The following is a 22,956-nucleotide window of genomic DNA, read 5'->3' on the forward strand; positions in this document are numbered from 1 at the left end:
CTCCTGTCTGACGAGGACGATATAGGCGCCCGATCCGTGACGCGCCCGCGGATATCGGACGCGAACAGCAGGATCGGACGGAGATCCTAGTGGCCGTGCGAGCCTTCATAGACGCCGGGGGCGGCGCGTTCGTCCTCCAGCCCCTCGTCGCCGTGGGCCAGGACGAAGCGGCGGTCGCAATAGGGGCACTCGACGAAGCCGGCCGCGCCCATCTCCAGATAGACCCGCGGATGGCCGAGCGCGCCGCCCACGCCATCGCAGGAGATGCGGTGCGAATGGACGGTGATGGTCTCCGGCGCCGGACCGATCGGTTCGGACGAGGCGGCGGCGGTGGGCTGGGTCGGGGCTTTGGGGGCCATGGAATTCTCCGGCGGCGAGCGCTTGGCTTGAGGCGCCCGCGCGCCTAGGTATGCGAGCACTGCTTTCGGCGTCAATCACGCCTTTGACCTAAAGATATTCCCAAAGATCCTTCATGACCCTTCCCGACTATGCGATCGAAGTCAAAGGCCTGATCAAGACCTATCCGGCCACCAAGACCACGCCCCAGATGCAGGCCCTGAAAGGGATCGACCTGCAGATCCCGCGGGGTTCGATCTTCGGGCTCCTGGGTCCGAACGGGGCGGGCAAGTCGACCCTGATCAACATCCTGGCCGGCCTGACCAAGAAGACCTCGGGGTCGGTGAAGATCTGGGACCGCGACATCGACGAGCGCCCGCGCGACGCCCGCGCCGCGATCGGGGTGGTGCCCCAGGAGATCTCGGTCGATCCGTTCTTCACGCCCCGGGAATCCCTTGAGGTCCAGGCCGGCATGTACGGCGTGCCGGCGGCCGAGCGGCGGACCATGGAGCTGCTCAATGCGCTGGGCCTGGGCGACAAGGCCAACGCCTATGTCCGCCAGCTGTCGGGCGGCATGAAGCGCCGGCTGATGGTCGCCAAGGCCATGACCCACAATCCGCCGGTGCTGATCCTCGACGAGCCGACCGCTGGCGTCGATGTCGAGCTGCGCCGCCAGCTGTGGCGCTATGTGCTGGAGCTGAACGGCCGGGGCGTGACCATCGTGCTCACCACCCACTATCTGGAAGAGGCCCAGGAGCTCTGCGACCAGATCGCCATCATCAACCGCGGCCAGGTGGTGGCCTGCGAGCCGACGACCACCCTGCTGCGCCGCATGGACACCCGCGCGGTGGTGGTGACGCCGGAGACCCCGCTGGAGGCCGCGCCGGCCCTAGCCGGGTTCGACACCAAGCTGCGCGCCGGCGGCGCCTTCCAGGTCACCTATCGCACCGGCCAGTCGAGTGTGGAGCAGGTGCTGGCGGCGGTCCGCGCGGCGGGCCTGCACATCAAGGACATCGCCACCGAGGACCCGGATCTGGAGGACGTCTTCGTTTCCCTGACCACCCAGGCGCCGGCGGCGGAACCTGCGAAGGTCTGACCTTTCGCTCCCCCGATCTTTCCGCTAGAAGCCTCATCCGCTTCAGCATGCACCCGTAGCTCAGCTGGATAGAGCGTTGCCCTCCGAAGGCAAAGGTCACACGTTCGAATCGTGTCGGGTGCGCCAAGCGCTTCAACAGACTGGCTTCAGCTGAACCGCTCGACCCCGGTCGGGGCGTAGTGCGCGGGGGCGCGGACCCCTGCATTGGGCCGCAGGTCCAGCGCGTAGGGCCGCCTGCTCTGCACAAGTCTCGCAGCGGTTGGGTCACAGATTTCGCCGTGTGCGATATAGAGCTTCAATTTTGGCGGGTGGCGTTTAGAGGTTGTCCCTCAGCGGGAAGCAAACTTGTGGGCAGGGGGTAACGGTAATGCGTAGTCAGATAGCAGCCATGGCGGTTTCCGTCTTCGGCCTGGGGTTCGCCGGAGTTGCGAACGCCGCCAACGTCACATCCTTCAATCCGCCCAGCATGATCGCGGCCCTCCAGAATGCTGGCTACAAGGCCGTGCTTTCGAAAACGGACGACGGAGACCCGGTTATTGATACGGGGGTTCAGGGCAACAGCATCCGGATCGTGCTTAGCAACTGCGCCGACCACAAGGACTGCGACACCACGGAATTTCTTGGGGTTTGGAATTGTGCATCGGCGATTCCTATGTGCCAGAAAATTGCCGACGAGATGAACAACGAAGAGAGTCCTGTAAAACTTCTCCCGCTGGAACAAGGCAAGAAGACAGTGACCTACATGTATTTATTCTACGATGAAGTGGGAATTTCGGAGAAATTGTTTGTCCGAAATCTCGAACAATTCGGATTCTACAACACAAAATTCAATGAAGCTGTCGCGAAGGCGAAGTGACTGATCGGGCCTGGAGATTTTCGCCGTCGCGCGTGCCAAGCCCGCCACCCTCGCTGGTGGGCTTGGCTCAACACCGCATCCTGGCCCATCCGTCTCGCCTGAATGTTCCCTCGCCGTCGACTTGAGGCGCCGGTCTGACTAGACTGGCGGGGACGATGTCGTCGCGACCCAGGGGGACCCCATGAACAAGGCCACGTTCAGCGAGGACTATCGCCAGCAGCAGGTCGAGCTGCACAAGAACCCCAACTACGGGATCGCCTCGCTCGGGTTCGGCAAGCTGGTCGCCGACATCATCAGGAAGACCAACGCCAAGTCGCTGTCGGACTACGGCGCCGGCAAGCAGAACCTGTTGCGCGCGCTCGCCGAGGCCGGCGCGCCGCCGGTCGAGTACCGGCCCTATGACCCGGCCTTTCCGGACTATGGCCCGGCGCGGGCGGCCGATCTGGTCTGCTGCATCGACGTGCTGGAGCACATCGAGCCGGAGTTCGTCGACAACGTCATCGCCGAGCTGGCCGGCCTGACCACCGGCCTGGGCTTCTTCTCGATCCATATGGGCCCGGCCGGCAAGGTGCTGTCCGACGGCCGCAACGCCCACCTGATCCAGGAGCCCAGCTCCTGGTGGCTGCGCCGGCTGGCGGTCTATTTCGACGTCCTGGAGCTCAGGACCCACAACAATATGGGCCCCGGATTCTGGGTGCTGGTGCGCCGGATCGTCCCCAAGGCCGCCTAGCCGATCCAGCCCTGGCCGACCCCGTGAATGGTCGGCATGGCCCGCAGTCTGCGTCCCAGATGCTCCGCGACCGCCTGGCCCAGGCCCCGGGCCTCGATGCGCAGGTCCAGGCGGGTCTCGCGGTCGGTCAGATCGAGCCCGGTCACCCGCGCCCCCATCAGGGCGAAGGGGCTCAGCACCCGCAGCAGGGCGTCCGGCCCGGCCTCCATCTCCACCAGGAAGACATGACGCCCGGCCTGGGCGTCGGAATTGGCGGGCCAGCTCATTTGAGCCCCCAGTGATGCTCGACCCGCACGCCCTGGACGCCGAGGCCCTGGGACAGGCGGGTGGCGAGCCTCTGGGCCTCGGCCTCGTCGAGATGGCCCAGCCGGACCACGGCCTCCACGATCTGGCCGACAGGCCGCAGGGTCAGGCCGAGCAGCTCGGCGCCGGAGACCCACAGGCCGTCCTCTATGGCGCGCAGGGCGGCGCGGGCGTGGCGCGCGGCCACCAGGAAGACATGGGTGGGCTCGGGATCGGCGGCGGCGGCGAACCGGGCCGGATCGGGTTCAGAGGCGTGTTGCAGGTTCATGGTCAGGGTCCTTGGTGTGAGGGGAGGACCGGCCGATCGCACAACAAAAAACCCCGCGTCCGGAGGGAGCGGGGTTCCTGATCTTGCGATCTGGTCGGCTGCGTCTATGACGCGCGCGTTCGCCCCGGTCCTTGCGGCTGGGTGGTGATAATCATCATGGCGAACATGGGTTTGCACAGGGCGGCGCCCCCGGCCTTGCGGGCCGTGGCGAAGGTCTCGGCGATGTCGAAGGCGCGAGCCATCGGAACCGGTCTCTTTCCTGTACGCTTCCCCGTTAGCCCATTTCACGCCGGACTCCAACAGCCGGGCGGCCGGCGGGCTTGTTGTCGGCGCGCGCGATGGGCATGGTCGGCGCGACTCCCCGGGCCCGCCGCCCCCAGATCACGAGGCTGAATTGGCCCACGGCCTGACGATCCATAATCCCGGCGGACAGGTCGGTCTGGGCGCCAATCCCTTCGGCCGCGACGTCGCCAACCTCCAGCTCTACCAGGCGCTCGGGCGGCATGGCGGCTTTGACCGCATCGACTTCATGACCCTGAACCAGGTCCCACCCGAGGCCCTGGCCGAGGGACTCTATCCGGGCGAGACCCCCGTCACGCCGGTCGGCGTCGCCAGCATGCTCGACCATGGGGCGCCCGCCCGCGCCGGGACCCTGCTGCGTGGCGGGGCGGACCTGGCCGAGCTCGCCTGGCACCGACGCCGCGCCGTGGGCGACCGCGCCTACAGCCTGGTGGGGCTGGTCCACACCCTGGCCCCGCCGGCCATCCGCGCCCTGATCGCCGGCAATCTGGTCGCCCCGACCCAGCCCTGGGACGCCCTGATCTGCACCTCCCCCGCGGTCCGCGATGCGGTGGAGCAGATGTTCGAGGCCTGGGGCGACCACATGGCCGAGCGGTTCGGCGCGACCTTGCGACCGGCGCCGCGCCTGCCCCTGATCCCGCTCGGGGTCGATGGGCCGGCCATGGCCGCGGCCGCGGATCGGCCCGAGGTCCGGTCCAGCCGCCGCGCCGAGCTGGGGGTCGGGGCGGAGGACATCCTGGTCCTGTGGGTCGGGCGGCTGTCCTTCTTCGAGAAGGCCTTTCCCCAGCCCATGTTCCGGGCCCTGGAGGAGGCGGCCCAGCGGTCGGGCAAGCGCCTGACCTTCGCCATGGCCGGCTGGTTCCCCAATGGCGAGGCCGACCGCCGTCGCTATGTCCAGGCCGCGGAGGCCTATGCGCCCTCGGTGGCGCTGCGCCTGCTCGACGGCAATGACCGCGGGCTGCTGGGCGAGCTGTGGGCCGCGTCCGACATCTTCCTGTCCCTGGTCGACAACATCCAGGAGACCTTCGGCATCACCCCGATCGAGGCCATGGCGGCCGGGCTGCCGGTGGTGGCCTCCGACTGGGATGGCTATCGCTACACGGTGCGCGACGGGGTGGAGGGGTTCCTGATCCCGACCCTGGGCGGCCCGCCGGGCGTGCTGGGCGGGCAGATCGCCGCCCGGCATCTCGCCCTGATCGAATCCTATCAGGTCTATGTGGGCAGCGTGGCCCAGCACACGGCCGTGCATGTGGGCCGCGCCGCCGAGGCCCTGGCGCGGCTGGCCTCCGACCCGGACCTGCGCCGGCGGATGGGCGCGGCGGGGCGGGCGCGGGTGGCGGCCTTCTGCGACTGGCCGGTGGTGGCCCGTCAGATCAAGAGCCTGACCGAGGAGCTCGCCGAGGTCCGCGCCGCCGCGCCGGGTCCTGCGCCGCGCCCGGCCCTGGATCCGGTCCGGGGCGATCCCTTCGCGGACTTCGCGGGCTTCGCCACCGAGATTCTGGGCCTCGACACCGCGCTCGTCCTGCGCCCCGGCGTCGGCCCCGCGGACCTGGAGCGGGCCGAGACGGTCGAGCTCGACCGCGCCTTCGGCGTCTGGCGGGGCCAGGCGGCGGAGCACGCCCGCCTGCTGGAGATCCTGGCCGACGGCGCGCCGCGCAAAGTGCGGGACCTGCTGCTGGCCTTCCCGGCCGAGCGGCGGCGGCAGATCCATATGAGCCTGGCCTGGATGGCCAAGCTCGGTCTCGTCGACTGGCTTTAGGCGACCAGGCGCGCGCGCAGCCGGTCCGCCGCCGCGGCGTCCACGCCGAGTTCGGCCAGATAGGCCTCGGTCGAACCATGGCGGGCGGCGATGGCGCGGAAGGCCGCGTCCAGATAGGCCGCGTCGACCCCCAGGAAGGCGCGCACCGCCACGTCGGAGGGCCGCTTGCCCAGCAGCTTCTCGAGGTTCTCGGCCACGGTCGGGGCCCGCTCCTCCAGCCGCGCGGCCTGGTTGGTCAGCAGATAGTCGGCGGCGATGTCATCGGGATGGACGCCCAGCAGATGGTGGGTCAGGGCGGCCAGCAGGCCGGTGCGGTCCTTGCCGGCCGTGCAGTGGATCAGCACCGGGCCGTCGACCTCGCCCAGGGCCGCGAAATAGCGGCGGAACAGCTCCAGGTGCCGCGGTTCGAACGGGGCGTTGGCGTAGTAGTCGAGGAAGAAGGCGTTGGCGCTGTCGGGCGTCAGGTCGGTCTCGCGCAGGAAGGCCACGTGCGGGGCCTCGGCCCGGTCGCCCAGATCGCACTCGATGACCTGTCCGCGGAAGCCCGCCGGCCGCGGGGTCGGCTCGCTGTCGCGCTCCAGCGGCCGGCGCAGATCGACCACGGCGGCGAGGTCGAGGGCGGCGATCGCCTCCAGATCTTGCGCGGTCGCCTTGCCATGGTGGGCGGAGCGGTAGAGGCGGCCCCGCGCCACGCGTCCGCCCGCGCGGGTGGGATAGTCCCCATAGTCCCGGAAGTTCTCGACTCCCGTCAGGGGCAGAATCCGCGCGCTCATCCCGTCTCGTCCTTCGTCCGTCTCGTCGATCAGTCTGACACGGTCCTGTGACAGCTGACGGACGCTTTGTCAGGATGCCCTAAGGAGAGGCGCTGCGCGGAGGCGCGCGCTTAGGTCGCCGCCAGCAGCCGGGGTTGAAGCAGGCCGACCCGGGTCATCTGGGCCAGCAGCCATCGGAGCTCTGACGCGCACTTGGAGATGGCCATGCGGAAGTCGTCGCGCATCAGGACCGCATTGGGGACCACCACCCCGTCGCGGCGCGCGACGCAGTAGCCCTCCTGCTCCAGCCGCCGCACATGGCGGCGCACGGTCTCCGCCGGGATGCCCAGCTCCCTGGAAAGGGCCAAGGCGGAGATCGGCCGGCGCTCGCTGTCCGGCGGCGGGTCATCCAGATCGGCGTAGGGATCGCCGGGCGCCTGGGTGATGTGGCGCACATTGGCGGCCCCGATCGCCATGAAGATCAGGCCCGACAGCAGCTCGCCCGCGAACAGGCCGCGCATGCTGTCCACGGCCCGCAACACGAAGTCGGTGCTGAACCGACCCAATTGGCGCAGTCGGACATCGCCCGGCGCCAGGGCGTAGTCCCGCGCCATCGACACCCCGCCCTGGGAGAGGGCGGCGTAGAGCTGGCGCAGCTGGGCGGCGTTGCGCCGAAGGGCGCCGAGATTGCCGGGCCGCAGGAACACCCGCTGCGGGACGATCACGCCGCCCGGCGCGAGGGCGAAATAGCGCTCCGCGACCAGCTGGCGGACCTTGCGGCGCGCCGTCTCCTTGGGCAGTCCCAGGGTCTGGGCGACGACGCCGGCCGAGACGGGGCGGCGCAGATTGTCCGGCGGCGGGGTCTCAAGATCGGCCCACTGGCCCGCCAGTGCGGGATCACGATCGATGTGGCCCACATTGCATTGGGTGACCGCCAGAAAGACGACGCCCTTGACGATGTCGCCGTCGAAGGCCGCGCGGAGCTGATCCAGCAGGCCCAGCAGGTAGTCGACCGTCAGCCTGGAAACCAGTCTCGCCTTCATGCCGCTCGCCCATGGGAGCGTCGCGCTCCGTTCGCCCGGACAGGTGCGACGTAACGCTGTGATCCGCAAGAGGCGACCCCCGAAAACTCACCATTTCGGGTATCGCGAGCTCTAAAATCTAGCGCGCCTGGGCGTCCATCAGGCTGCCGGAATAGGCGTTGTGACCCACATGGACCAGGCGGGTCCGGAAGTCGGCGAACACCTGGCCGCCGAGATCGCGCCAGCGCCGGCACAGGGCGTAGTCCTCGGAGAGCAGCTCCCTGGTCTCGGGCTCGATCAGGGTCTCGAAGATCAGCGGCGCATCGGCCTTGCCGCCGCCGGGGCCGAGGATGTCGCCCATCTTGGCGCGCAGTTCGGGGTGGGCGGCCGCGATGTCGCTCACCGCCTTGCGGGTGAGCATCAGGAAGCCGCCGCCCAGATAGGCGACGGGTCCGAAGCCGTCGTCATCGACCTCGACGCTGTTGGTCGGGCTGGGCAGGAAGCGCACGACATAGGCGACCGACGCCGCCTGAAGATCCTTCAGTCCCTTGGCGGCGGCCTGCCGGACCTTGTCCCAGTCGATATGCTTGGCCGGATAGACCCCGCCGACCATGTCGCGGTCGGCGTCGAGCAGCCGGAAGACCTGGTCCGGGGTGAAGCCGATGTCGGCGTCGATGAACAGGAGGTGGGTGGCGTCGCTGGCCAGGAACTGGGCGGCCAGCACCGCGCGGGCCCGGGTGATCAGGGCGTCGCCGCCCCGCAGCTCGACATGCAGCGGCACGCCCCGGGCCGCGCAGGCGGCCTGCAGATCCAGCACGGAGCGCATGAAGTGGATGTGCACCGCGCCGCCGAAACAGGGGGTGGCGAGGAAGATCGACCTGCGGTCCGTCATGGTTCGCCTCCGTCCGAGGCGCTTGGCTTAGCCGGCGGCGCGGGCGGCCGGCAAGCCGTCTCAGTAGACGAGCTTCATGCCGGCGACGGCGGCGGCGGCCGTCAGGAACAGGACGATGGCGACGATTTCGTAGCGCTTGAACAGTGGTCCGTTGGGCGAACGCATTCTTGGTGTTTCCCCTCAAGCGTCCCGAAGCGGGACCGTGAGGCCTGGGCCCGGCAAGCGCCGGGCCAATGGTGAATGGACTCTTAAGGACGGGCGGCGGGCTTGCCGGGCCAGGTGAGGAAGCCGTTGCGGTCGCGGCCGGCGGCCGGGACGGGGCCGCAGGCGCAGACCGCCCGGGCGGTCTGGACGTAGCCGCCGCCATAGGCCGAGCCCGAGGCGCCATAGGCGCGGGACTCTTCCGAATAGCGCTCGGTCTCGCTGTAGCGGCTCTCGCTCTCGATCCGGGCGTAGGCGCGGCGCTCGGGCGCCTCGACCTGGCCGTCATAGGGCGGCGCGGGACGGGGGCCGCCGGCGAAGCCCTCCTCGTGGGCGTAGGCGTACTGGCGCACCTCGGCGATGGCGTGCTGGCGATGGGCGACCACGCGGTGGAAGACCCGGCGCGGGGCCGGCCGTTCGACCGTCACATAGGGGCGGCCGGATAGGGCGCGATCTCAGCCGTGGCGGTGGCGGGCGCGGGCCGTTCGGGGGCCATGCCGGGGCAGGCCGGCGCCGTCTCGGCGGGACGGCAGGCGGGCGCCGCGGCCGGGGCCTGGCGCTGGGCGAGCTTGGTCACGGAATCGCAGGCCCCCAGGGCCAGGAGCGCGAGACTGATCGGTATGAGGCTGAGGCGCATGGGCTCCTCCGGCGGCTCGGGAATGAGGCGGCCGGAGGATGCGGATCAGGTTTCGTTAACGCTGTGGGTTTCACCGTGAGCGCGAAGAAACCCCTCCACGAGAGGCCCATAGAGCGAAAAACCCTTATAGGCCTTGAAATCCGGCGGGGCGTTGCGCCAGGCGCGGGCGAAGGCGCCCAGGCGCTCGGGGTCCTGGACCAGGGCGTCCAGGGGATCGAGCCACACCCGGATGGTGAACAGGGCGCCCCCGGTGGCGGGCAGGCGGCGCAGGGTCTGGCGCTCCACGCGGATATAGAGATCGCGGCCGGTGGTCTGGGGCGTCAGGTCCGGGATGCGGGCCCGCACCGGCGCCGAATGGGGCGTGAAGCTCTCGCCGGAATTGACCACCGTCCAGTTGCGGCGCTCCAGGATCAGGCCGGGGCGCAGGCCCTCGAAGATCCGCTGCACGCGGGCCAGGAACCGGGCGGCGAAGCCGTGCACCGGGCCGTGCAGGTCGGCCAGGCTCTTGCCCAGCACCTCGGCCGCCGTGAAGAAGGTGGGGGCCGACAGGCTGAGCGCGGTGACGCGCCAGGCGCCGTCGGTCTTCTCCATCAGGATCAGGTCGTCGGAGACGGTGCGGGCGGCGGCGAGCAGCGGGGGCTCGCCGTCTGGCGGCGCGACGCCCAGCAGGGCGGCGATCTCGGCCTGGCCGGCCCGCGACCCCGGCGTCTCGCCCCAGACCAGGTCGCGGTGGGCGGCGAGCAGGGCGTCCTTGCGGGCGGCGGGATCGGCCTCTCCGCCTTCCAGCCATTGATCCTCGGCGATCGGCTTCAGGCCGATGGAGAAATCATGACCCTCGGCCCAGGGCGTGTGGCGCAGGCTCATGGGTCCGTCCGTCCCCGCGCGAGCCGTAGGCCCAGGGCGTAGAGGCCGAGGGCGGCGAACACGCCCACGCTGTCGGCGACCGCGTCATGCCAGTCGGCGTCGCGCCCCACCGGCAGGATGGCCTGAAGCACCTCGACCAGCACCCCGAGGAAGAGCGCGAAGACGGCAATCGCCCGGGGCCGCCGGGGCGACAGCACCAGGCCCAGAGCCGTCAGCACGAACCAGGCGAGCGCATGCTCGGCCTTGTCCCACAGCGTGACCTTGGGCAGCTCGTCCGTGGGGGACAGCGTCAGCCAGAACAGCACGCCGACGGCGGCGGCATAGAGGGCGAGACGCAGGGGACGGGGAAGGATCGCGGGAAACATGCGTGGAGTTCTCTTGCACGACATGGCCTCGCTAACTAGCGTCGCGCCGCATTTTCAAGGCTGGAGCGACCATGGCGATCGAGGCGGTGATCTGGGATTTCGGCGGGGTGTTCACCACCTCGCCCTTCGAGGCCTTCAATCGCTATGAGGCGGAGAAGGGCCTGCCCAAGGACCTGATCCGCCGGGTCAACGCCACCGATCCCGACACCAACGCCTGGGCCCTGTTCGAGCGCAACGAGATCAGCACGGCGCGGTTCGACGAGCTGTTCCTGGCGGAGTCGACGGCGCTCGGCCATCCGGTCCCCGGCCGCGAGGTCCTGCCGCTCCTGTCGGGCATGCTGCGTCCGGCGATGGTCGAGGCGCTGAAGGCCTGCAAGGCTCAGTACAAGGTCGGCTGCATCACCAATAATGTGGTCTCCGAGCACAGCCCCGGCCAGGATGCGGGCCAGCGCATGGCCGGCGCCATGGGCCAGGTGATGCCGTTGTTCGACGCCATCATCGAGAGCTCCAAGGCGGGCGTGCGCAAGCCCGACCCCAAGATCTATCTGATGATGTGCGAGCTGCTCGCCGTCGATCCGGCCAACTGCGTCTATCTCGACGACCTCGGCATCAACTGCAAGCCGGCCGCCCAGCTGGGCATGAAGGCGATCAAGGTGGTCGATGTCGACCAGACCCTGACCGAGCTCGCGGCCCTGACCGGCCTGACCTTCGGGACCGCGGCGTGAGCCGGCCGGCCCGGATCGGGGCGGAGGCGGCGCTCGCCCAGCTGCCCGGCTGGAGCCGGGCCGAGGGGGCGCGGGAGGCGATCTTCCGTCGCTATCGTTTCGCCGATTTCAACACGGCCTTCGGGTTCATGACCCGCGCGGCGATCCGCGCCGAGCAGCTCGACCACCATCCCGAATGGTTCAATGTCTACAACCGGGTCGAGGTGACGCTCACCACCCATGACGCCGACGGGGTGACGGAGCTCGACCTGACGATGGCCAAGTTCATGGACGCGGCGGCCCAGGCCGCCGGCGGCGAATAGGCCCTAGTTCAGCAGCACCGAGCCGAGCAGCAGCTTGGCGCCGGGCCCGCCCAGGGTGACGTCGGTCTGGCGCTGCAGCTCCCGCGACAGATAGTCGATGCTGGGCGGCGGGCCGGCCGGCATACCGGCGGCGTAGATCTGCACGGTCTGGATGAAGGCCGCCCGCAACCGGGGCAGGATCAGCTGGGCCTTGTCGTGCAGGGCCTTGTTGGGAATGTCGATCCCGCAGTCGACGGTCATCACCCCGCGCCGGCCGCCGGGCTTGACCACGGTCGCCGTCAGGGTGGCGATGGCGATGTAGGAGGTTCCGCCCGACTTCTTGTCGCCCTCGGCCTCGGCCTTGGGCTTGCTGGCCCGGGCGGCGGCCGGGGCGAGGGCGGCGATGAGCGCAAGGCTGAGCAGTCGGCGACGATCCATGCGCGACAGAGCGCCACATCATGGTTAGCGGTCTCTTTACGCGGGCGCGCCGAGAGTGCGGCGAAGATTCGCATTCCGCCCCGAAAGAGGCCCGCCCGTGCACCGGTTCGCCGACAATACCCCCGATCTCGACGGCAAGGTGATCCTGGTCACCGGCGGCACCGGCTCGTTCGGCAAGCGCTTCATCGAGACGGTCCTCAGCCGCTTCCGGCCGCGCAAGCTGATCGTCTTCTCCCGCGACGAGCTGAAGCAGCACGAGATGCAGATCGACCTGGCGGAAAAGTTCGACGCCCAGACCCTGTCGGCCATGCGCTTCTTCCTGGGCGACGTGCGCGATCGCGAGCGCCTGACGCTGGCCTTCCGGGGCGTCGACATCGTGGTGCACGCGGCGGCGCTGAAACAGGTGCCGGCGGCGGAATACAACCCTTCCGAATGCATCCACACCAACATCATGGGCGCGGAGAACGTGGTCTGGGCCTGCCTCGCCAACCGCGTGAAGCAGGTGGTGGCGCTGTCCACCGACAAGGCCTGCAACCCGGCCAATCTCTACGGGGCGACCAAGCTCGCCTCGGACAAGACCTTCGTGGCGGCCAACAATCTGTCCGGCGACATCGGGGCGCGGTTCTCGGTGGTGCGCTACGGCAATGTGGTGGGCTCGCGCGGCTCGGTCGCGCCGCTCTTCCAGCGCCTGCTAGCCAAGGGGGTGAGCGAGCTGCCGATCACCGACCCGCGGATGACCCGGTTCTGGATCACCCTGAACCAGGGCGTGGACTTCGTGCTCTCGTCCTTCAGCCTGATGCGCGGCGGCGAGATCTTCGTGCCCAAGATCCCCTCCATGAAAATGACCGATCTGGCCGAGGCCATGGCGCCCGGCGTGCCGACCAAGGTCATCGGCATCCGGCCGGGCGAGAAGCTGCACGAGATGATGATCTCGGTCGACGACGCCCGCACCACGGTGGATCTCGGCGACCGCTACGCCATCGAGCCGGCCTTCGTGGAATATCCGCGCGAGTCCTACGCCAAGACCATGCCCATGGCCCCGGAGGGCTTCTCCTACGCCAGCGACACCAACACCGAATGGCTGAGCGGGCCCGGCCTGCTCGAGCTGCTGAACGATCCGGCGCCGCCCCGCCGGCGCGCCACGGACTGAGGTCCAGGAGGGCCCAGCCATGACCGACGCCGTCCTGCCCTATGGCCGCCAGACGATCGAGGACGACGACATCGCCGCGGTGGTCGAGGCCCTGCGCGCCGACTTCCTGACCACCGGCCCGCGGGTCGAGGCCTTCGAGACCGCCTTCGCCGAGACGGTGGGCGCCGCCCATGCGGTGGCCTGCGCCAATGGCACGGCGGCCCTGCATCTGGCCATGCTGGCGCTCGACGTGCAGCCGGGCGAGGTCTGCATCGCCCCGGCCGTCACCTTCCTCGCCACCGCCAACTGCGCCCGCTATGTCGGCGCCGAGGTGGTGTTCGCCGACGTCGATCCCGACAGCGGCCTGATGACCCCCGACACCCTGGCCCAGGCCCTGGAGAAGGTCGGCGACCGCAGGCTTCGCGCCGTGCTGCCGGTGCATCTGCGCGGCGATGTCGCCGAACTGCCGGCCCTGGCCCGGCTGGCGGCCGAGGCCGGCGCCGTGCTGGTCGAGGACGCGCCGCACGCCCTGGGTTCGGAGGCGGTCTTCGGCAACACCCGCGAGCGGGTGGGCGATGTCCGCCACTCGGCCATGGCGACCTTCTCGTTCCATCCGGTCAAGACCATCGCCACCGGCGAGGGGGGCATGGTCACCACCAATGACCATGCCCTGGCGCAACGCCTGAGGACCCTGCGCAGCCACGGCATGGTGCGGCCGGAAGGCTGTGAGCCTTGGTGGTACGAGATGCCGGAGCCCGGCTTCAATTACCGCCTGCCCGACATTCTCTGCGCGCTCGGCCTGTCGCAGCTCGCCAAGCTCGATCGCTTCGCCGCCCGCCGGAAGGCGCTGGCGGTCCGCTATCAGGCCGCGCTGGCGCCGCTCTCGCCCGCCCTGAGGATCGCCGCGACCCCGGCCTGGAGCGACCCGGTCCTGCACCTGATGACGGTGCTGGTCGATTTCGCAGGGCTGGGCCTGACGCGGATCGAGGTGGTCGAAGCCTTGCGGGCCCGCGGCGTCGGGACCCAGGTCCACTACATCCCGGTCAGCCGCCAGCCCTATTATGTCGCCCGCTATGGCGAACAGCGCCTGGTCGGAGCGGACGCTTGGTACGATCGCTGCCTGTCCCTGCCGCTCTATCCTGCCATGACCGAGGCAGATGTGGACCATGTGGCCGGGGCGTTGAAGGACGTGCTGGGGGTTTAGTCCAACCGCTCATCCCCGCACAGGCGGGGATCCAAGCTGAATCGGTGGATGTCGCGCCGTTTGCCCTGCCCGCGGTGAGCCCGCTTGGGTCCCCGCCTTCGCGGGGATGAGCGGAAGTTGGGGCTTTAGGCCGCCTTGGTGATCTGTTCCATCAGCTGGCGGACCTGGCCCATGCGCTCAGGCGCGCGGGCGAGGTCGTTGCGGGTCTCGTCCTGGCGGATCAGCTTCAGCGCCTCGGCGCGGGCGCGGTCGGCGGCGGGTCCGATCGGCGAGATCTCTCCAGCCGCCATGCGCAGCAGGACCAGCAGCCGCAGCGCCGGCGCCGACTGGCCGCGGGCGAGCGTCGTGACCACCTTGGCGTCGGCCTCCACCTGGCCGCCCACATCGCCGATCTTGGCCTGCAGGGGGCCGTAGTCCTCGGGCACCAGGCCGCCGCGGGCCACGCCGCGCTGCAGCTGGGCCAGGACTTCCAGCTTCACGCCGGGCGCGTCGGGGCCGTTGCGCAGCTCCTTCTCGAACCGCAGGCTGCCGATGGCCGAGGCCAGATAGCGGCCCGCCTGGCGCTTGTTGACCGCGCCGATGACGTTCTCGGCCAGCCACATCAGGGCCTCGATCTCGTCCTTCGCCGAGCGGTCGCGGCCGATATAGGACTCCACGAAGTCGGGGGTGAGCAGGGTCTTGGAGCGGGTGACGAAGGCGGCCTGCACCTCGTCCAGCGGCACGAGCGAGCCGGCCGCGGCGGTGAGCGCCATGGCGAGCGCCCGCAGGGTCTCGATCTCGCCGGTCGGATCGTTGGGCCGCAGGCGCCGCGGGCCGGTCAGCTCGCGCAGCACGCGGCGCGCGATGGCGACCCGGACGGCCTGGAAATCCTCGGTCGCCAGCCACTTGGCCAGGCGCTGGGTGGCGACGGTCTCCGGCGGCATGATCTTGGCCACCGCCGGCTCGATCTTCATCAGGGCGGCGACGGGACCGGCCGCCGCCAGCCGGGCCATGGCGGCCAGCCGCACGCCCAGATCCAGGTCCTTGCCGATCAGCTCGTCGAGGCCGGCGCGGGAGCCGAGGATCTCGGCCAGGGGCTGTTCGATCACCCCCAGGGCCAGGCCGCGCGGCGGGCCCACGACCGGGGCGGCGTCGGCCAGATCGAGCAGGCGGATGACCTTGTCCGGCCAGGTGCGGGCCGGGGCGATGGAGGCGGCGACGCCGGCCCCCAGCAGATAGGCGCGCTCCGGCTCGCGGCTGACCCGCTCGGCGGCCTTGGCGAAGCCTTCCTTGTCGACGTCGGGCAGATTGCCCTTCTTGGAATCCTTCAGGATCCGCTCGATCGCGCGCTCGACCAGGCCCTGGAAGGTGCGCATCAGCTCATGGACGGTCTTGCCGCGCGCCTGGGCCTCGGGGATGGCGATCTTCTGGATGGCGTGCTGCAGGTCGGTGCCGGAGTTTTCAAGCTCCTCGACCAGGTCGGGGCGGTGCAGCAGTTCGAAGGGGGTGGCGTTGCGCCGGTCCAGCCAGTGCTCCAGCAGGCGGCCGATGCGGTCGCGGGCGTGGACGGTGTAGAGGTCCTGGGGCGTGAAGCAGAGCGGCTCGTTGTCCTCGCGGACCGGCTTGGCCTTGGACGGCTCGGCGGCGCCGAGCGTCATGATCGCGATCGACTGGAACTCCCGGGTCTCCGGGTTCAGCGATTCCTTGGTGACCTTGACGGCGGCGACCTTGCCGGCCGCCATCATCTCCTCGGCCGTCTTGGTGGCCAGGGCGCGGTTCTCCGTCGCCATGTCCAGGACCCAGGCGGCGCCCGGCGTCCGACGGATAAAGAGCTCGTAGTGTATCTGTGCGCCGGTCATCCCGGTCCCCCGCCTTCGTCTCACAAGGTTCCGCGAACAAGCTTAAGGTCTGATTTAACGCTGCGACCCCATGACACACGGATTGAACGGCGCGATTCCACGGCTTGGGGCGCTCGACGCGCGAAAATTTTGCGTCCGGCGCCATTTCATTTTGAAAGATCTGCGCCAAGGTCGCCCCATTGAGGCCATGGTGCAGTCCGATTAGCCTGCGAACACCTCAAGACGACATTCCCGCGAAGGACCCGACACTCAGACATGGCCAAGATCACCCTGGTGGACGACGACGAGAACATCGTCACGTCGGTCAGCCTCGCCCTCGAGAGCCACGGCCATACGGTCAAGGCCTATTTCGACGGCGCGACCGGCCTGGCGGCGCTTGAGAACGATCCGCCGGACCTCGCCATCCTCGATGTGAAGATGCCGCGCATGGACGGCATGGAAGTCCTGCGCCGTCTGCGGCGGACCTCGGACCTGCCGGTGATCATCCTGACGTCCAAGGACGAGGAGATCGACGAGATCCTGGGCTTCAACCTCGGCGCCGACGACTACATGCACAAGCCCTTCAGCCAGCGCCTGCTGCTGGAGCGGGTGAAGGCGGTGCTGCGCCGGGCCGGCGCGGACGGCGAGGAGCTGGTTCCCACGGCCGCCGCCGACGCCGCGGCCCGCGCCCTGAAGCGCGGCAAGCTGACCCTCGATCCCGCCCGCCACGACTGCCTGTGGGACGGCAAGCCAGTGAAGCTGACCGTCACCGAGTTCCTGCTGCTGCAGTCTCTGGCCCAGCGCCCCGGCTTCGTGAAGAGCCGCGACAACCTGATGGACGCCGCCTACGACGATCAGGTCTATGTCGACGACCGCACGATCGACAGCCATATCAAGCGCATGCGGAAGAAGTTCCGCGAGGTGGACCCCGAGTTCGACGCGATCGAAACCCTTTATGGCGTCGGATACAGATACCGCGAATCCTGACCCCGGCGCGGGTCCCGCCTGGCGAAGGTGGCTGCCCAGCTCGCGCATCGGCAGGCTGATCATCGTGCTCAACATGCTGGGGCTGGCGATCCTGATCGTCGGCGCCCTGGTGTTGAACGAACTGCGGCGCGGCCTGGTCAATGCGCGGATCGACAGCCTGACCACCCAGGGCGAGCTGATCGCGACGATCATCGACCAGGCGGCGACCGTGGGCGAACCTGCGCCCGCGCTCGATCCGGGCTACGCCAGCCAGATCCTGCAGCTGCTCTCCAATCCCCGCACCCAGCGGGCGCGGCTGTTCGACGCCCACGGCAAGCTGATCGCCGATTCCTACTGGGTCGCCGACCGGGTGGAGTGGAAGGTGCTGCCGCCGGCCCGGCCCCGCGACCAGGGCGCGGGCGGGGTCACCATGCAGTTCCAGACCCCCAAGCCGCCCCCCGGCCCGCCGCCGGGCGCCAAGCAGGCCCTGGCCCACGAGGTGGCCGAGGCCATGAACGGCAAGCACTGGGCCGGCATGCGGGTGGGCGACGACGGCGAGCGGGTGGTGTCGGTCTCGATCCCCATCCAGCACGTCCAGGCGGTGCTGGGGGTGCTGACCCTGGAGGCCAGCGACGTCGACGAGATCGTCGCCCGCCAGCGCGCCGCGCTTCTGCCCTTCATCCTGTTGTCGATCGGGGTGACGCTCGCCTCGTCCCTGCTGCTCAACAATCTGATCGCCAATCCGGTGCGCCGCCTGGCCCGCGCCGCCGACCGCGTGCGCCTGTCCCGGGCCCGGCCATCACCCTGCCCGACATCGCCGGCCGCCAGGACGAACTGGGCGACCTGACCCGCTCGCTGGAGGCCATGACCAGCGCCCTGTCCGAACGCATGGACGCCATCGAGCGCTTCGCCGCCGACGTCGCCCACGAGATCAAGAACCCGCTCACCTCCATGCGCTCGGCGGTGGAGACCCTGGACCTGGTCAGCGATCCGGTCGCCCGCGAGCGGCTGCTCGGCATCCTGAAGAACGATGTCCAGCGCCTCGACCGGCTGGTGACCGACATCTCCAACGCCTCGCGGCTCGACGCCGAGCTGTCGCGGGAGGATCCCCGCGCCTTTGATCTGGGCCGGCTGCTGACCGAGGTCACCCAGACCTACAACCACCAGGCCAAGCCCGGCGAACCCTCGATCGCCTATACGGTCCGCTATGCGGCGCCGGACCTGCTGGAGCCGATCATGGTCTCGGGCCGCGAGGGCCCGATCGCCCAGGTGTTCCGCAACCTGATCGACAATGCGCGCTCCTTCAGTCCGCCCGGCGGCGAGGTGCGGGTCGGCCTGGAACGCCAGCGCGGCGACGCCGTGGCGGTGGTGGAGGACGACGGCCCCGGCCTGCCGCCCGACAATCTGGAGACCGTGTTCGAGCGCTTCTACACCTCGCGGCCCAAGGGGACGGCGTTCGGCGGCAATTCGGGCCTGGGCCTGTCCATCGCCCGCCAGATCGTCGCCGCCCATGGCGGGACCATCCGGGCCGAGAACCGGCAGGACGCGCAAGGCGCCGTGCTGGGCGCCCGCTTCCTGGTGACCCTGCCCGAGGCCCGCCGGTGATCCTGCACGCCGGCCTGATCGCCGCCTTCGGTCCCGGCGGCTGGCGCGGGGTGCTGATCGAGGGCCCGTCCGGCGCGGGCAAGAGCGACCTGGCGCTGCGGGCCCTGGACCACGGCTTTCGTCTCGTCGCCGACGACCGGGTGATTCTCTGGGCGAGCGCCGGCGCGCTCTATGGCCGGGCGCCCGACAGCCTGGCGGGCAAGATGGAGGTGCGGGGTCTGGACGTGGTGACCGAACCCGGTCTTCCCTTCTGCCGCATCGGCCTGTCGGTGGAGCTGGGAACGCCGGAGCGCCTGCCCGAGCCGGCCTGGAAGACGCATTTGGGGTTGAGCGTGCCGCTGATCGTTCTCTCGCCGCTTGAGTCTTCTGCGCCTGCGAAGCTTGCTCGTGCATTGCAGCATCTTGGAGCCTGGGCGGAAGGGGCGTATCAAGACGGCCGCGCGGCTGTCCCGCTGCCGCGGCCGGGTGGGGATTCCCGTTGAGACAGTTCAAATGATCGGCCTCGTGATCGTCACACACGGGCGCCTGGCCGAGGAGTTCGTCTTCGCCATGGAGCATGTGGTCGGCCCGCAGACCGCGGTGGCCGCCATCTGCATCGGGCCGGAAGACGACATGGAGCGCCGCCGCAAGGACATCCTGGCGGCCTGCGAGCGCGTCGATTCGGGCGGCGGGGTGATCCTGCTGACCGACATGTTCGGGGGCACGCCCTCGAACCTCGCCATCTCCGTCATGGAGCAGACCAAGGCCGAGGTGATCGCCGGCCTGAACCTGCCGATGCTGATCAAGCTGGCCAGCGTCCGCGCCAAGCTTCCGCTGGAAGATTGTGTCGCACACGCGCAGGAGGCTGGACGCAAGTATATTTCCGTGGCGTCCTACGTCCTCGCGGGGGAAAAGTGACGCGCGCCAGAACGTCGAAATCATCAATAAGAGGGGCCTGCACGCGCGGGCCTCGGCCAAGTTCGTCAAGCTGGCCTCGACCTTTGACGCCGAAGTGAAGGTGTCCAAGGACGGTCAGACGGTGGACGCCCGCTCGATCATGGGCCTGATGATGCTGGCCGCGGGGCCCGGCTGCTGCATCGACATCGAAGCCGACGGCGCCGAAGCCCAACCCGCCGTCGAAGCCCTCACCGCCCTGGTCAGCGCGCGGTTCGACGAGGAAGAGTAGGCGGTCGGGCCGTGGATTGAAGATTGGTCCACGAACCACACGAACATTGGGCTCAGAGCGCGATCCGTTCGATCCGGGCCTTGGGCATGCATCCGAAATTGACGAGCAAGCCCAGCTTCAAGCCGGTGGCCTTGAGGTAGTTGAGAACTTGCGCCCGATGCTCGGGCGCGGTCTCGCGAAGCGCCTTCAATTCCACGATGACCCTGTCGAAGCAGACGAAGTCTGGGACGTAGGTCTGGCGCAGGGGTGTTCCCTTGTAGCTCAGCGCAAGGGGCTTCGCCGCCACCCCATAGACACTCCAGCGGCGAGCTTGCCCTCGCCCCGCTTGCGGGGAGAGGGTTGGGTGAGGGGCCCGCAGCGCAGGGGAGGGTTTTTGACTCGCCCCATTGCGCGGCCCTCACGCCGTTCCCCTCACCTTACCTCTCCCCGCAAGCGGGGCGAGGACGCGCCTGCCGGCGCGTCGGCAGGGCGGAGTCAGGGTCAGACCTTCAGCCGGTATCCCGTCTTGAAGATCCAGGTTATGCCGGCCAGGCAGGCCAGCATGAAGACCACGGTCATGGCCAGGCTGATCCCGACGCCGACGTCGGAGATGCCGTAGAAGCTCCAGCGGAAGCCGGACACCAGATAGACCACCGGGTTGAACAGGGTGATGTGGCGCCAGATCGGCGGCAGCATGCTGATCGAATAGAAGCTGCCGCCTAAGAAGGTCAGGGGGGTGACGATCATCATCGGCACGATCTGCATCTTCTCCCAGCCGTCGGCCCACACCCCGATGATGAAGCCGAACAGGGAGAAGGTGACCGAGGTCAGGACCAGGAAGCTGATCATCCAGACCGGGTGGACGATCGAGAACGGCACGAAGATCCGCGCCGTGGCCAGGATGATGGTCCCCAGAATCACCGACTTGGTCGCGCGCGCCCACATAGCCGATGACGATCTCCAGCGGCGACACCGGCGCGGACAGAACCTCGTAGATCGTGCCGGACCATTTGGGCATGTAGATGCCGAAGCTGGCGTTGGAGATGCTCTCGGTTAGGATCGACAGCATGATCAGGCCGGGCACGATGAAGGCCCCGTAGGAGACCCCGTCGACCTGGGCCATGCGCCCGCCGATGGCCGAGCCGAACACCACGAAATAGAGCGAGGTGGAGATCACCGGCGAGGCGATCGACTGCAGGATGGTCCGCCAGGTGCGCTCCAGCTCGAAGCGATAGATGGACTGGATGGCGTAGAGGTTCATGTCCGGGTGCTCACCAGGCTGACGAAGATCTCCTCGAGCGAGCTTTCGGAGGTGCGCAGGTCCTTGAAGTCGATGCCCTTGTCGCCCAGGCGGCGCAGCAGGGCGGCGATGCCGGTCTCCTCGGCCTGGACGTCGAAGGTGTAGACGAGCTCGCTCCCGTCGGCGGAGAGCTCGAGCGCCTCGTCGGCGAGATCGGCGGGCAGGGCGGTCAGCGGGGCCTGCAGGTGCAGGGTCAGCTGCTTCTTGCCCAGCTTGCGCATGAGCACGTCCTTGTCCTCGACCAGGATGATCTCGCCCCGGCGGATCACCCCGATCCGGTCGGCCATCTCCTCGGCCTCCTCGATATAGTGGGTGGTCAGGATGATGGTGACGCCGTTTTCGCGAAGGGACCGGACCATCTCCCACATGTCGCGGCGCAGCTCGACATCGACGCCGGCGGTGGGCTCGTCGAGGAACAGGATGCGCGGCTCGTGGCTGAGCGCCTTGGCGATCATCACCCGGCGCTTCATGCCGCCGGACAGGGCCATGATCTTCTCGTCCTTCTTGTCCCACAGGGACAGGTCGCGCAGCACCTTCTCCAGATAGGCCGGGTTCGGGGGCTTGCCGAACAGGCCGCGGCTGAAGCGGACGGTGGCCCAGACGGTCTCGAAGGCGTCGGTCGCCAGCTCCTGCGGGACCAGGCCGATGGCGTTCCGCGCGGCGCGGTAGTCCTTGATGATGTCGTGGCCGTCGGCCGTGACCGTGCCGGTCGACGGATTGACGATGCCGCAGATGATGCTGATCAGGGTGGTCTTGCCCGCCCCGTTGGGGCCGAGCAGGGCGAAGATCTCGCCCTTGCGGATCTCCAGGTCCACGGTCTTGAGGGCCTGGAACCCTCCGGCATAGGTCTTGGTGAGACCCTTTACGGATATGATCGGCGTCACAGGGGCTCCCGGGGCGTTAGGCGTCCCCGCCAGATAGGGCGGGGCGCCGGATCAGGCTAGCCCGCAGGACGAATTGGCGGGCGCCGCCCCGACAGCGCCCGCGCTTTTTGTCAGGCCATGGTCATGGGGCGCAGGCCGAGATCGGCCATCAGGGCGGCGTCGGTATCCTTGTCCGGGTTGGCGGTGGTGAGCAGCTTGCCGCCGACGAACATGGAATTGGCGCCGGCCAGGAAGCACAGGGCCTGGAGCTCCCTGGACATGTGCTCGCGCCCGGCCGAGAGCCGGACCACGGCCTTGGGGCAGACGATGCGGGCGACGGCGATCATGCGCACGAACTCCAGCCCGTCCACCGCCTCGGACTCGCCCAGCGGCGTGCCGGGGATCGGCATCAGGTCGTTGATCGGCAGGCTGTCGGGATGGGCCGGCAGGGTGGCCAGCGCATGCAGCAGGCCGGCGCGGTCGCGGCGGGTCTCGCCCATGCCGACAATGCCGCCGCAGCAGGTGGAGATGCCGGCGTCGCGCACGGCGGAAAGCGTATCGAGCCGGTCCTGATAGGTCCGGGTGGTGACCACCTTGTCGTAATAGTCCGGCCCGGTGTCGAGGTTGTGGTTGTAGTAGTCGAGCCCCGCGGCCTTGAGCGCCTGGGCCTGGTCGGCGGTCAGCATGCCGAGCGTGGCGCAGGTCTCCAGCCCGAGCGCCTTCACGCCCGAGATCATGGCGGCGACGCGGGGCAGGTCGCGGTCCTTCAGGTCGCGCCAGGCCGCGCCCATGCAGAAGCGCTGCGCCCCGCCGGCCTTGGCCTCGGCGGCGGCGTCGATCACGGCCTGGGCCGCCATCAGCTTGGAGGCGACGGTCGAGGTCTTGAAATGCTGGGACTGGCTGCAATAGCCGCAGTTCTCCGGACAGCCGCCGGTCTTCACCGACAACAGCTGCGACAGCTGGACCTCGGTGGGGTCGAACCAGGCGCGGTGGACCTCGGCGGCGGCGAACACCAGCTCGGTGAAGGGCCGCTCGAACAGGGCCTCGATCTCCTCGAGGGTCCAGTCATGGCGCGGCTGAACCTGCGGGCGGATCTGGGCGTT

At 69.1% G+C, this 22,956-nt stretch carries 28 protein-coding genes, 1 tRNA gene and 2 pseudogenes; 14 read left to right on the forward strand and 17 right to left on the reverse strand.

Translation table 11 applies throughout. The features are described from left to right. Positions 1–86: 86 nt before the first annotated feature. A complete protein-coding gene (locus MQH10_RS17515) occupies positions 87–359 on the reverse strand; it encodes a zinc-finger domain-containing protein (RefSeq protein ID WP_242565298.1) in 273 nt (90 codons plus the stop codon). A 113-nt stretch (positions 360–472) separates the two neighbouring features. Between MQH10_RS17515 and MQH10_RS17520 the strand changes: the two genes are divergently transcribed. The 4 genes from MQH10_RS17520 (at position 473) to MQH10_RS17535 (ending at position 3,018) form a co-directional block, all read left to right on the forward strand. Beyond that, positions 473–1,432, forward strand: coding sequence for an ABC transporter ATP-binding protein (locus MQH10_RS17520; RefSeq protein WP_242565299.1), 960 nt, complete (start codon positions 473–475; stop codon positions 1,430–1,432). 49 nt (positions 1,433–1,481) lie between these two features. Further along, positions 1,482–1,558 (forward strand) — tRNA-Arg (locus MQH10_RS17525). 262 nt (positions 1,559–1,820) lie between these two features. Beyond that, a complete protein-coding gene (locus tag MQH10_RS17530) occupies positions 1,821–2,288 on the forward strand; it encodes a hypothetical protein (protein WP_242565300.1) in 468 nt (155 codons plus the stop codon). Positions 2,289–2,469: 181 nt separating this feature from the next. Continuing rightward, the gene (locus tag MQH10_RS17535) at positions 2,470–3,018 is read left to right on the forward strand and encodes a class I SAM-dependent methyltransferase (protein WP_242565301.1); all 549 of its coding nucleotides are present in this window, start codon (positions 2,470–2,472) and stop codon (positions 3,016–3,018) included. Here the strand turns inward: MQH10_RS17535 and MQH10_RS17540 are convergent. From MQH10_RS17540 to MQH10_RS17550, 3 genes are all read right to left on the reverse strand, one after another. Then, positions 3,015–3,284: a hypothetical protein gene (locus MQH10_RS17540; RefSeq protein ID WP_242565302.1), complete on the reverse strand. Its 270-nt coding sequence runs from the start codon at positions 3,282–3,284 to the stop codon at positions 3,015–3,017. The genes MQH10_RS17535 and MQH10_RS17540 overlap by 4 nt on opposite strands. After that, positions 3,281–3,589: a hypothetical protein gene (locus MQH10_RS17545; RefSeq protein WP_242565303.1), complete on the reverse strand. Its 309-nt coding sequence runs from the start codon at positions 3,587–3,589 to the stop codon at positions 3,281–3,283. Before MQH10_RS17545 ends, MQH10_RS17540 begins: the two co-directional genes overlap by 4 nt. 104 nt (positions 3,590–3,693) lie before the next feature. Then, positions 3,694–3,831, reverse strand: a complete 138-nt coding sequence (locus MQH10_RS17550) for a hypothetical protein (RefSeq protein WP_242565304.1) — start codon at positions 3,829–3,831, stop codon at positions 3,694–3,696. Positions 3,832–3,983: 152 nt separating this feature from the next. Between MQH10_RS17550 and MQH10_RS17555 the strand changes: the two genes are divergently transcribed. Next, a complete protein-coding gene (locus MQH10_RS17555) occupies positions 3,984–5,648 on the forward strand; it encodes a glycosyltransferase family 4 protein (RefSeq protein WP_242565305.1) in 1,665 nt (554 codons plus the stop codon). Here MQH10_RS17555 and MQH10_RS17560 read toward each other — a convergent pair. The 7 genes from MQH10_RS17560 to MQH10_RS17595 form a co-directional block, all read right to left on the reverse strand. Continuing rightward, complete coding sequence (locus tag MQH10_RS17560) at positions 5,645–6,421, reverse strand: tyrosine-protein phosphatase (protein WP_242565306.1); 777 nt, start codon at positions 6,419–6,421, stop codon at positions 5,645–5,647. The genes MQH10_RS17555 and MQH10_RS17560 overlap by 4 nt on opposite strands. Before the next feature lie 110 nt (positions 6,422–6,531). Beyond that, a complete protein-coding gene (locus tag MQH10_RS17565) occupies positions 6,532–7,443 on the reverse strand; it encodes a helix-turn-helix domain-containing protein (protein ID WP_242565307.1) in 912 nt (303 codons plus the stop codon). Positions 7,444–7,561: 118 nt separating this feature from the next. Continuing rightward, entirely contained in the window at positions 7,562–8,314 is a 753-nt protein-coding gene (locus tag MQH10_RS17570) for a hypothetical protein (RefSeq protein WP_242565308.1), read from the reverse strand. A gap of 248 nt (positions 8,315–8,562) precedes the next feature. After that, the gene (locus MQH10_RS17580; RefSeq protein ID WP_242565310.1) at positions 8,563–8,943 is read right to left on the reverse strand and encodes a hypothetical protein; all 381 of its coding nucleotides are present in this window, start codon (positions 8,941–8,943) and stop codon (positions 8,563–8,565) included. After that, on the reverse strand, positions 8,940–9,152 hold the full coding sequence (locus tag MQH10_RS17585) for a hypothetical protein (protein WP_242565311.1): 213 nt from the start codon (positions 9,150–9,152) through the stop codon (positions 8,940–8,942). Before MQH10_RS17585 ends, MQH10_RS17580 begins: the two co-directional genes overlap by 4 nt. A 45-nt stretch (positions 9,153–9,197) precedes the next feature. Further along, a complete protein-coding gene (locus MQH10_RS17590; RefSeq protein WP_242565312.1) occupies positions 9,198–10,016 on the reverse strand; it encodes a heme-dependent oxidative N-demethylase subunit alpha family protein in 819 nt (272 codons plus the stop codon). Beyond that, on the reverse strand, positions 10,013–10,381 hold the full coding sequence (locus MQH10_RS17595) for a VanZ family protein (RefSeq protein WP_242565313.1): 369 nt from the start codon (positions 10,379–10,381) through the stop codon (positions 10,013–10,015). Before MQH10_RS17595 ends, MQH10_RS17590 begins: the two co-directional genes overlap by 4 nt. A gap of 71 nt (positions 10,382–10,452) precedes the next feature. On the opposite strand from MQH10_RS17595, the gene MQH10_RS17600 reads away from it, so the two are divergent. Beyond that, positions 10,453–11,106, forward strand: coding sequence for an HAD-IA family hydrolase (locus MQH10_RS17600; RefSeq protein ID WP_242565314.1), 654 nt, complete (start codon positions 10,453–10,455; stop codon positions 11,104–11,106). Next, positions 11,103–11,408, forward strand: coding sequence for a 4a-hydroxytetrahydrobiopterin dehydratase (locus MQH10_RS17605; RefSeq protein ID WP_242565315.1), 306 nt, complete (start codon positions 11,103–11,105; stop codon positions 11,406–11,408). Before MQH10_RS17600 ends, MQH10_RS17605 begins: the two co-directional genes overlap by 4 nt. Before the next feature lie 3 nt (positions 11,409–11,411). Here MQH10_RS17605 and MQH10_RS17610 read toward each other — a convergent pair whose 3' ends face one another. Continuing rightward, complete coding sequence (locus tag MQH10_RS17610) at positions 11,412–11,825, reverse strand: hypothetical protein (RefSeq protein ID WP_242565316.1); 414 nt, start codon at positions 11,823–11,825, stop codon at positions 11,412–11,414. Positions 11,826–11,922: 97 nt separating this feature from the next. Between MQH10_RS17610 and pseB the strand changes: the two genes are divergently transcribed. Both pseB and pseC read left to right on the forward strand, forming a co-directional pair. Continuing rightward, positions 11,923–12,975: a UDP-N-acetylglucosamine 4,6-dehydratase (inverting) gene (gene pseB, locus MQH10_RS17615; RefSeq protein ID WP_242565317.1), complete on the forward strand. Its 1,053-nt coding sequence runs from the start codon at positions 11,923–11,925 to the stop codon at positions 12,973–12,975. 19 nt (positions 12,976–12,994) lie between these two features. Continuing rightward, entirely contained in the window at positions 12,995–14,158 is a 1,164-nt protein-coding gene (gene pseC / locus MQH10_RS17620) for a UDP-4-amino-4,6-dideoxy-N-acetyl-beta-L-altrosamine transaminase (protein WP_242565318.1), read from the forward strand. Between the two features lie 125 nt (positions 14,159–14,283). Here pseC and MQH10_RS17625 read toward each other — a convergent pair whose 3' ends face one another. Next, positions 14,284–15,996, reverse strand: coding sequence for a hypothetical protein (locus tag MQH10_RS17625; protein WP_242565319.1), 1,713 nt, complete (start codon positions 15,994–15,996; stop codon positions 14,284–14,286). A gap of 255 nt (positions 15,997–16,251) precedes the next feature. Between MQH10_RS17625 and MQH10_RS17630 the strand changes: the two genes are divergently transcribed. The 5 genes and pseudogenes from MQH10_RS17630 (at position 16,252) to MQH10_RS17650 (ending at position 19,711) form a co-directional block, all read left to right on the forward strand. Then, positions 16,252–16,962, forward strand: coding sequence for a response regulator transcription factor (locus MQH10_RS17630; RefSeq protein ID WP_242565320.1), 711 nt, complete (start codon positions 16,252–16,254; stop codon positions 16,960–16,962). Beyond that, positions 16,931–18,546, forward strand: a pseudogene (locus tag MQH10_RS17635) (stimulus-sensing domain-containing protein). Before MQH10_RS17630 ends, MQH10_RS17635 begins: the two are co-directional and overlap by 32 nt. After that, the gene (locus tag MQH10_RS17640) at positions 18,543–19,028 is read left to right on the forward strand and encodes an HPr kinase/phosphorylase (RefSeq protein ID WP_242565321.1); all 486 of its coding nucleotides are present in this window, start codon (positions 18,543–18,545) and stop codon (positions 19,026–19,028) included. Before MQH10_RS17635 ends, MQH10_RS17640 begins: the two are co-directional and overlap by 4 nt. 10 nt (positions 19,029–19,038) lie before the next feature. Continuing rightward, positions 19,039–19,443, forward strand: coding sequence for a PTS sugar transporter subunit IIA (locus tag MQH10_RS17645; protein ID WP_242565322.1), 405 nt, complete (start codon positions 19,039–19,041; stop codon positions 19,441–19,443). Then, positions 19,403–19,711 (forward strand): HPr family phosphocarrier protein, encoded by a 309-nt coding sequence (locus MQH10_RS17650; protein WP_336605123.1) that lies wholly within the window; start codon positions 19,403–19,405, stop codon positions 19,709–19,711. The genes MQH10_RS17645 and MQH10_RS17650 overlap by 41 nt, the downstream gene beginning before the upstream one ends. A 52-nt stretch (positions 19,712–19,763) precedes the next feature. On the opposite strand, the gene MQH10_RS17655 is transcribed toward MQH10_RS17650, so the two are convergent. The 4 genes and pseudogenes from MQH10_RS17655 to bioB all read right to left on the reverse strand — a co-directional run bounded on the left by MQH10_RS17655 (position 19,764) and on the right by bioB (position 22,947). Then, positions 19,764–19,997, reverse strand: a complete 234-nt coding sequence (locus MQH10_RS17655; protein ID WP_242565323.1) for a GxxExxY protein — start codon at positions 19,995–19,997, stop codon at positions 19,764–19,766. Between the two features lie 194 nt (positions 19,998–20,191). Beyond that, positions 20,192–20,951, reverse strand: a pseudogene (locus tag MQH10_RS17660) (ABC transporter permease). Beyond that, positions 20,948–21,907 carry an ABC transporter ATP-binding protein gene (locus tag MQH10_RS17665; RefSeq protein WP_419720789.1) on the reverse strand — a complete coding sequence of 320 codons (960 nt, stop codon included), beginning with the start codon at positions 21,905–21,907 and terminating at the stop codon, positions 20,948–20,950. Before MQH10_RS17665 ends, MQH10_RS17660 begins: the two are co-directional and overlap by 4 nt. 77 nt (positions 21,908–21,984) lie before the next feature. Next, positions 21,985–22,947: a biotin synthase BioB gene (gene bioB, locus MQH10_RS17670; RefSeq protein ID WP_242565337.1), complete on the reverse strand. Its 963-nt coding sequence runs from the start codon at positions 22,945–22,947 to the stop codon at positions 21,985–21,987. Positions 22,948–22,956 lie beyond the last annotated feature (9 nt).

Source organism: Phenylobacterium aquaticum (genome assembly GCF_022695515.1).
GTDB classification, from domain to species: domain Bacteria; phylum Pseudomonadota; class Alphaproteobacteria; order Caulobacterales; family Caulobacteraceae; genus Phenylobacterium; species Phenylobacterium aquaticum.

What these genes read in the sequence shown, in the direction of transcription:
- MQH10_RS17535 (WP_242565301.1), top strand. Translation starts at nt 2,470, where the DNA reads ATGAACAAGGCCACGTTCAGCGAGGACTATCGCCAGCAGCAGGTCGAG.
- MQH10_RS17530 (WP_242565300.1), top strand. Translation starts at nt 1,821, where the DNA reads ATGGCGGTTTCCGTCTTCGGCCTGGGGTTCGCCGGAGTTGCGAACGCC.
- MQH10_RS17550 (WP_242565304.1), bottom strand. Translation starts at nt 3,831, where the DNA reads ATGGCTCGCGCCTTCGACATCGCCGAGACCTTCGCCACGGCCCGCAAG.
- MQH10_RS17585 (WP_242565311.1), bottom strand. Translation starts at nt 9,152, where the DNA reads ATGCGCCTCAGCCTCATACCGATCAGTCTCGCGCTCCTGGCCCTGGGG.
- MQH10_RS17590 (WP_242565312.1), bottom strand. Translation starts at nt 10,016, where the DNA reads ATGAGCCTGCGCCACACGCCCTGGGCCGAGGGTCATGATTTCTCCATC.
- MQH10_RS17565 (WP_242565307.1), bottom strand. Translation starts at nt 7,443, where the DNA reads ATGAAGGCGAGACTGGTTTCCAGGCTGACGGTCGACTACCTGCTGGGC.
- MQH10_RS17595 (WP_242565313.1), bottom strand. Translation starts at nt 10,381, where the DNA reads ATGTTTCCCGCGATCCTTCCCCGTCCCCTGCGTCTCGCCCTCTATGCC.
- MQH10_RS17630 (WP_242565320.1), top strand. Translation starts at nt 16,252, where the DNA reads ATGGCCAAGATCACCCTGGTGGACGACGACGAGAACATCGTCACGTCG.
- MQH10_RS17560 (WP_242565306.1), bottom strand. Translation starts at nt 6,421, where the DNA reads ATGAGCGCGCGGATTCTGCCCCTGACGGGAGTCGAGAACTTCCGGGAC.
- MQH10_RS17520 (WP_242565299.1), top strand. Translation starts at nt 473, where the DNA reads ATGACCCTTCCCGACTATGCGATCGAAGTCAAAGGCCTGATCAAGACC.
- MQH10_RS17545 (WP_242565303.1), bottom strand. Translation starts at nt 3,589, where the DNA reads ATGAACCTGCAACACGCCTCTGAACCCGATCCGGCCCGGTTCGCCGCC.
- MQH10_RS17515 (WP_242565298.1), bottom strand. Translation starts at nt 359, where the DNA reads ATGGCCCCCAAAGCCCCGACCCAGCCCACCGCCGCCGCCTCGTCCGAA.
- MQH10_RS17570 (WP_242565308.1), bottom strand. Translation starts at nt 8,314, where the DNA reads ATGACGGACCGCAGGTCGATCTTCCTCGCCACCCCCTGTTTCGGCGGC.
- MQH10_RS17645 (WP_242565322.1), top strand. Translation starts at nt 19,039, where the DNA reads ATGATCGGCCTCGTGATCGTCACACACGGGCGCCTGGCCGAGGAGTTC.
- MQH10_RS17600 (WP_242565314.1), top strand. Translation starts at nt 10,453, where the DNA reads ATGGCGATCGAGGCGGTGATCTGGGATTTCGGCGGGGTGTTCACCACC.
- pseC (WP_242565318.1), top strand. Translation starts at nt 12,995, where the DNA reads ATGACCGACGCCGTCCTGCCCTATGGCCGCCAGACGATCGAGGACGAC.
- MQH10_RS17540 (WP_242565302.1), bottom strand. Translation starts at nt 3,284, where the DNA reads ATGAGCTGGCCCGCCAATTCCGACGCCCAGGCCGGGCGTCATGTCTTC.
- MQH10_RS17625 (WP_242565319.1), bottom strand. Translation starts at nt 15,996, where the DNA reads ATGACCGGCGCACAGATACACTACGAGCTCTTTATCCGTCGGACGCCG.
- MQH10_RS17610 (WP_242565316.1), bottom strand. Translation starts at nt 11,825, where the DNA reads ATGGATCGTCGCCGACTGCTCAGCCTTGCGCTCATCGCCGCCCTCGCC.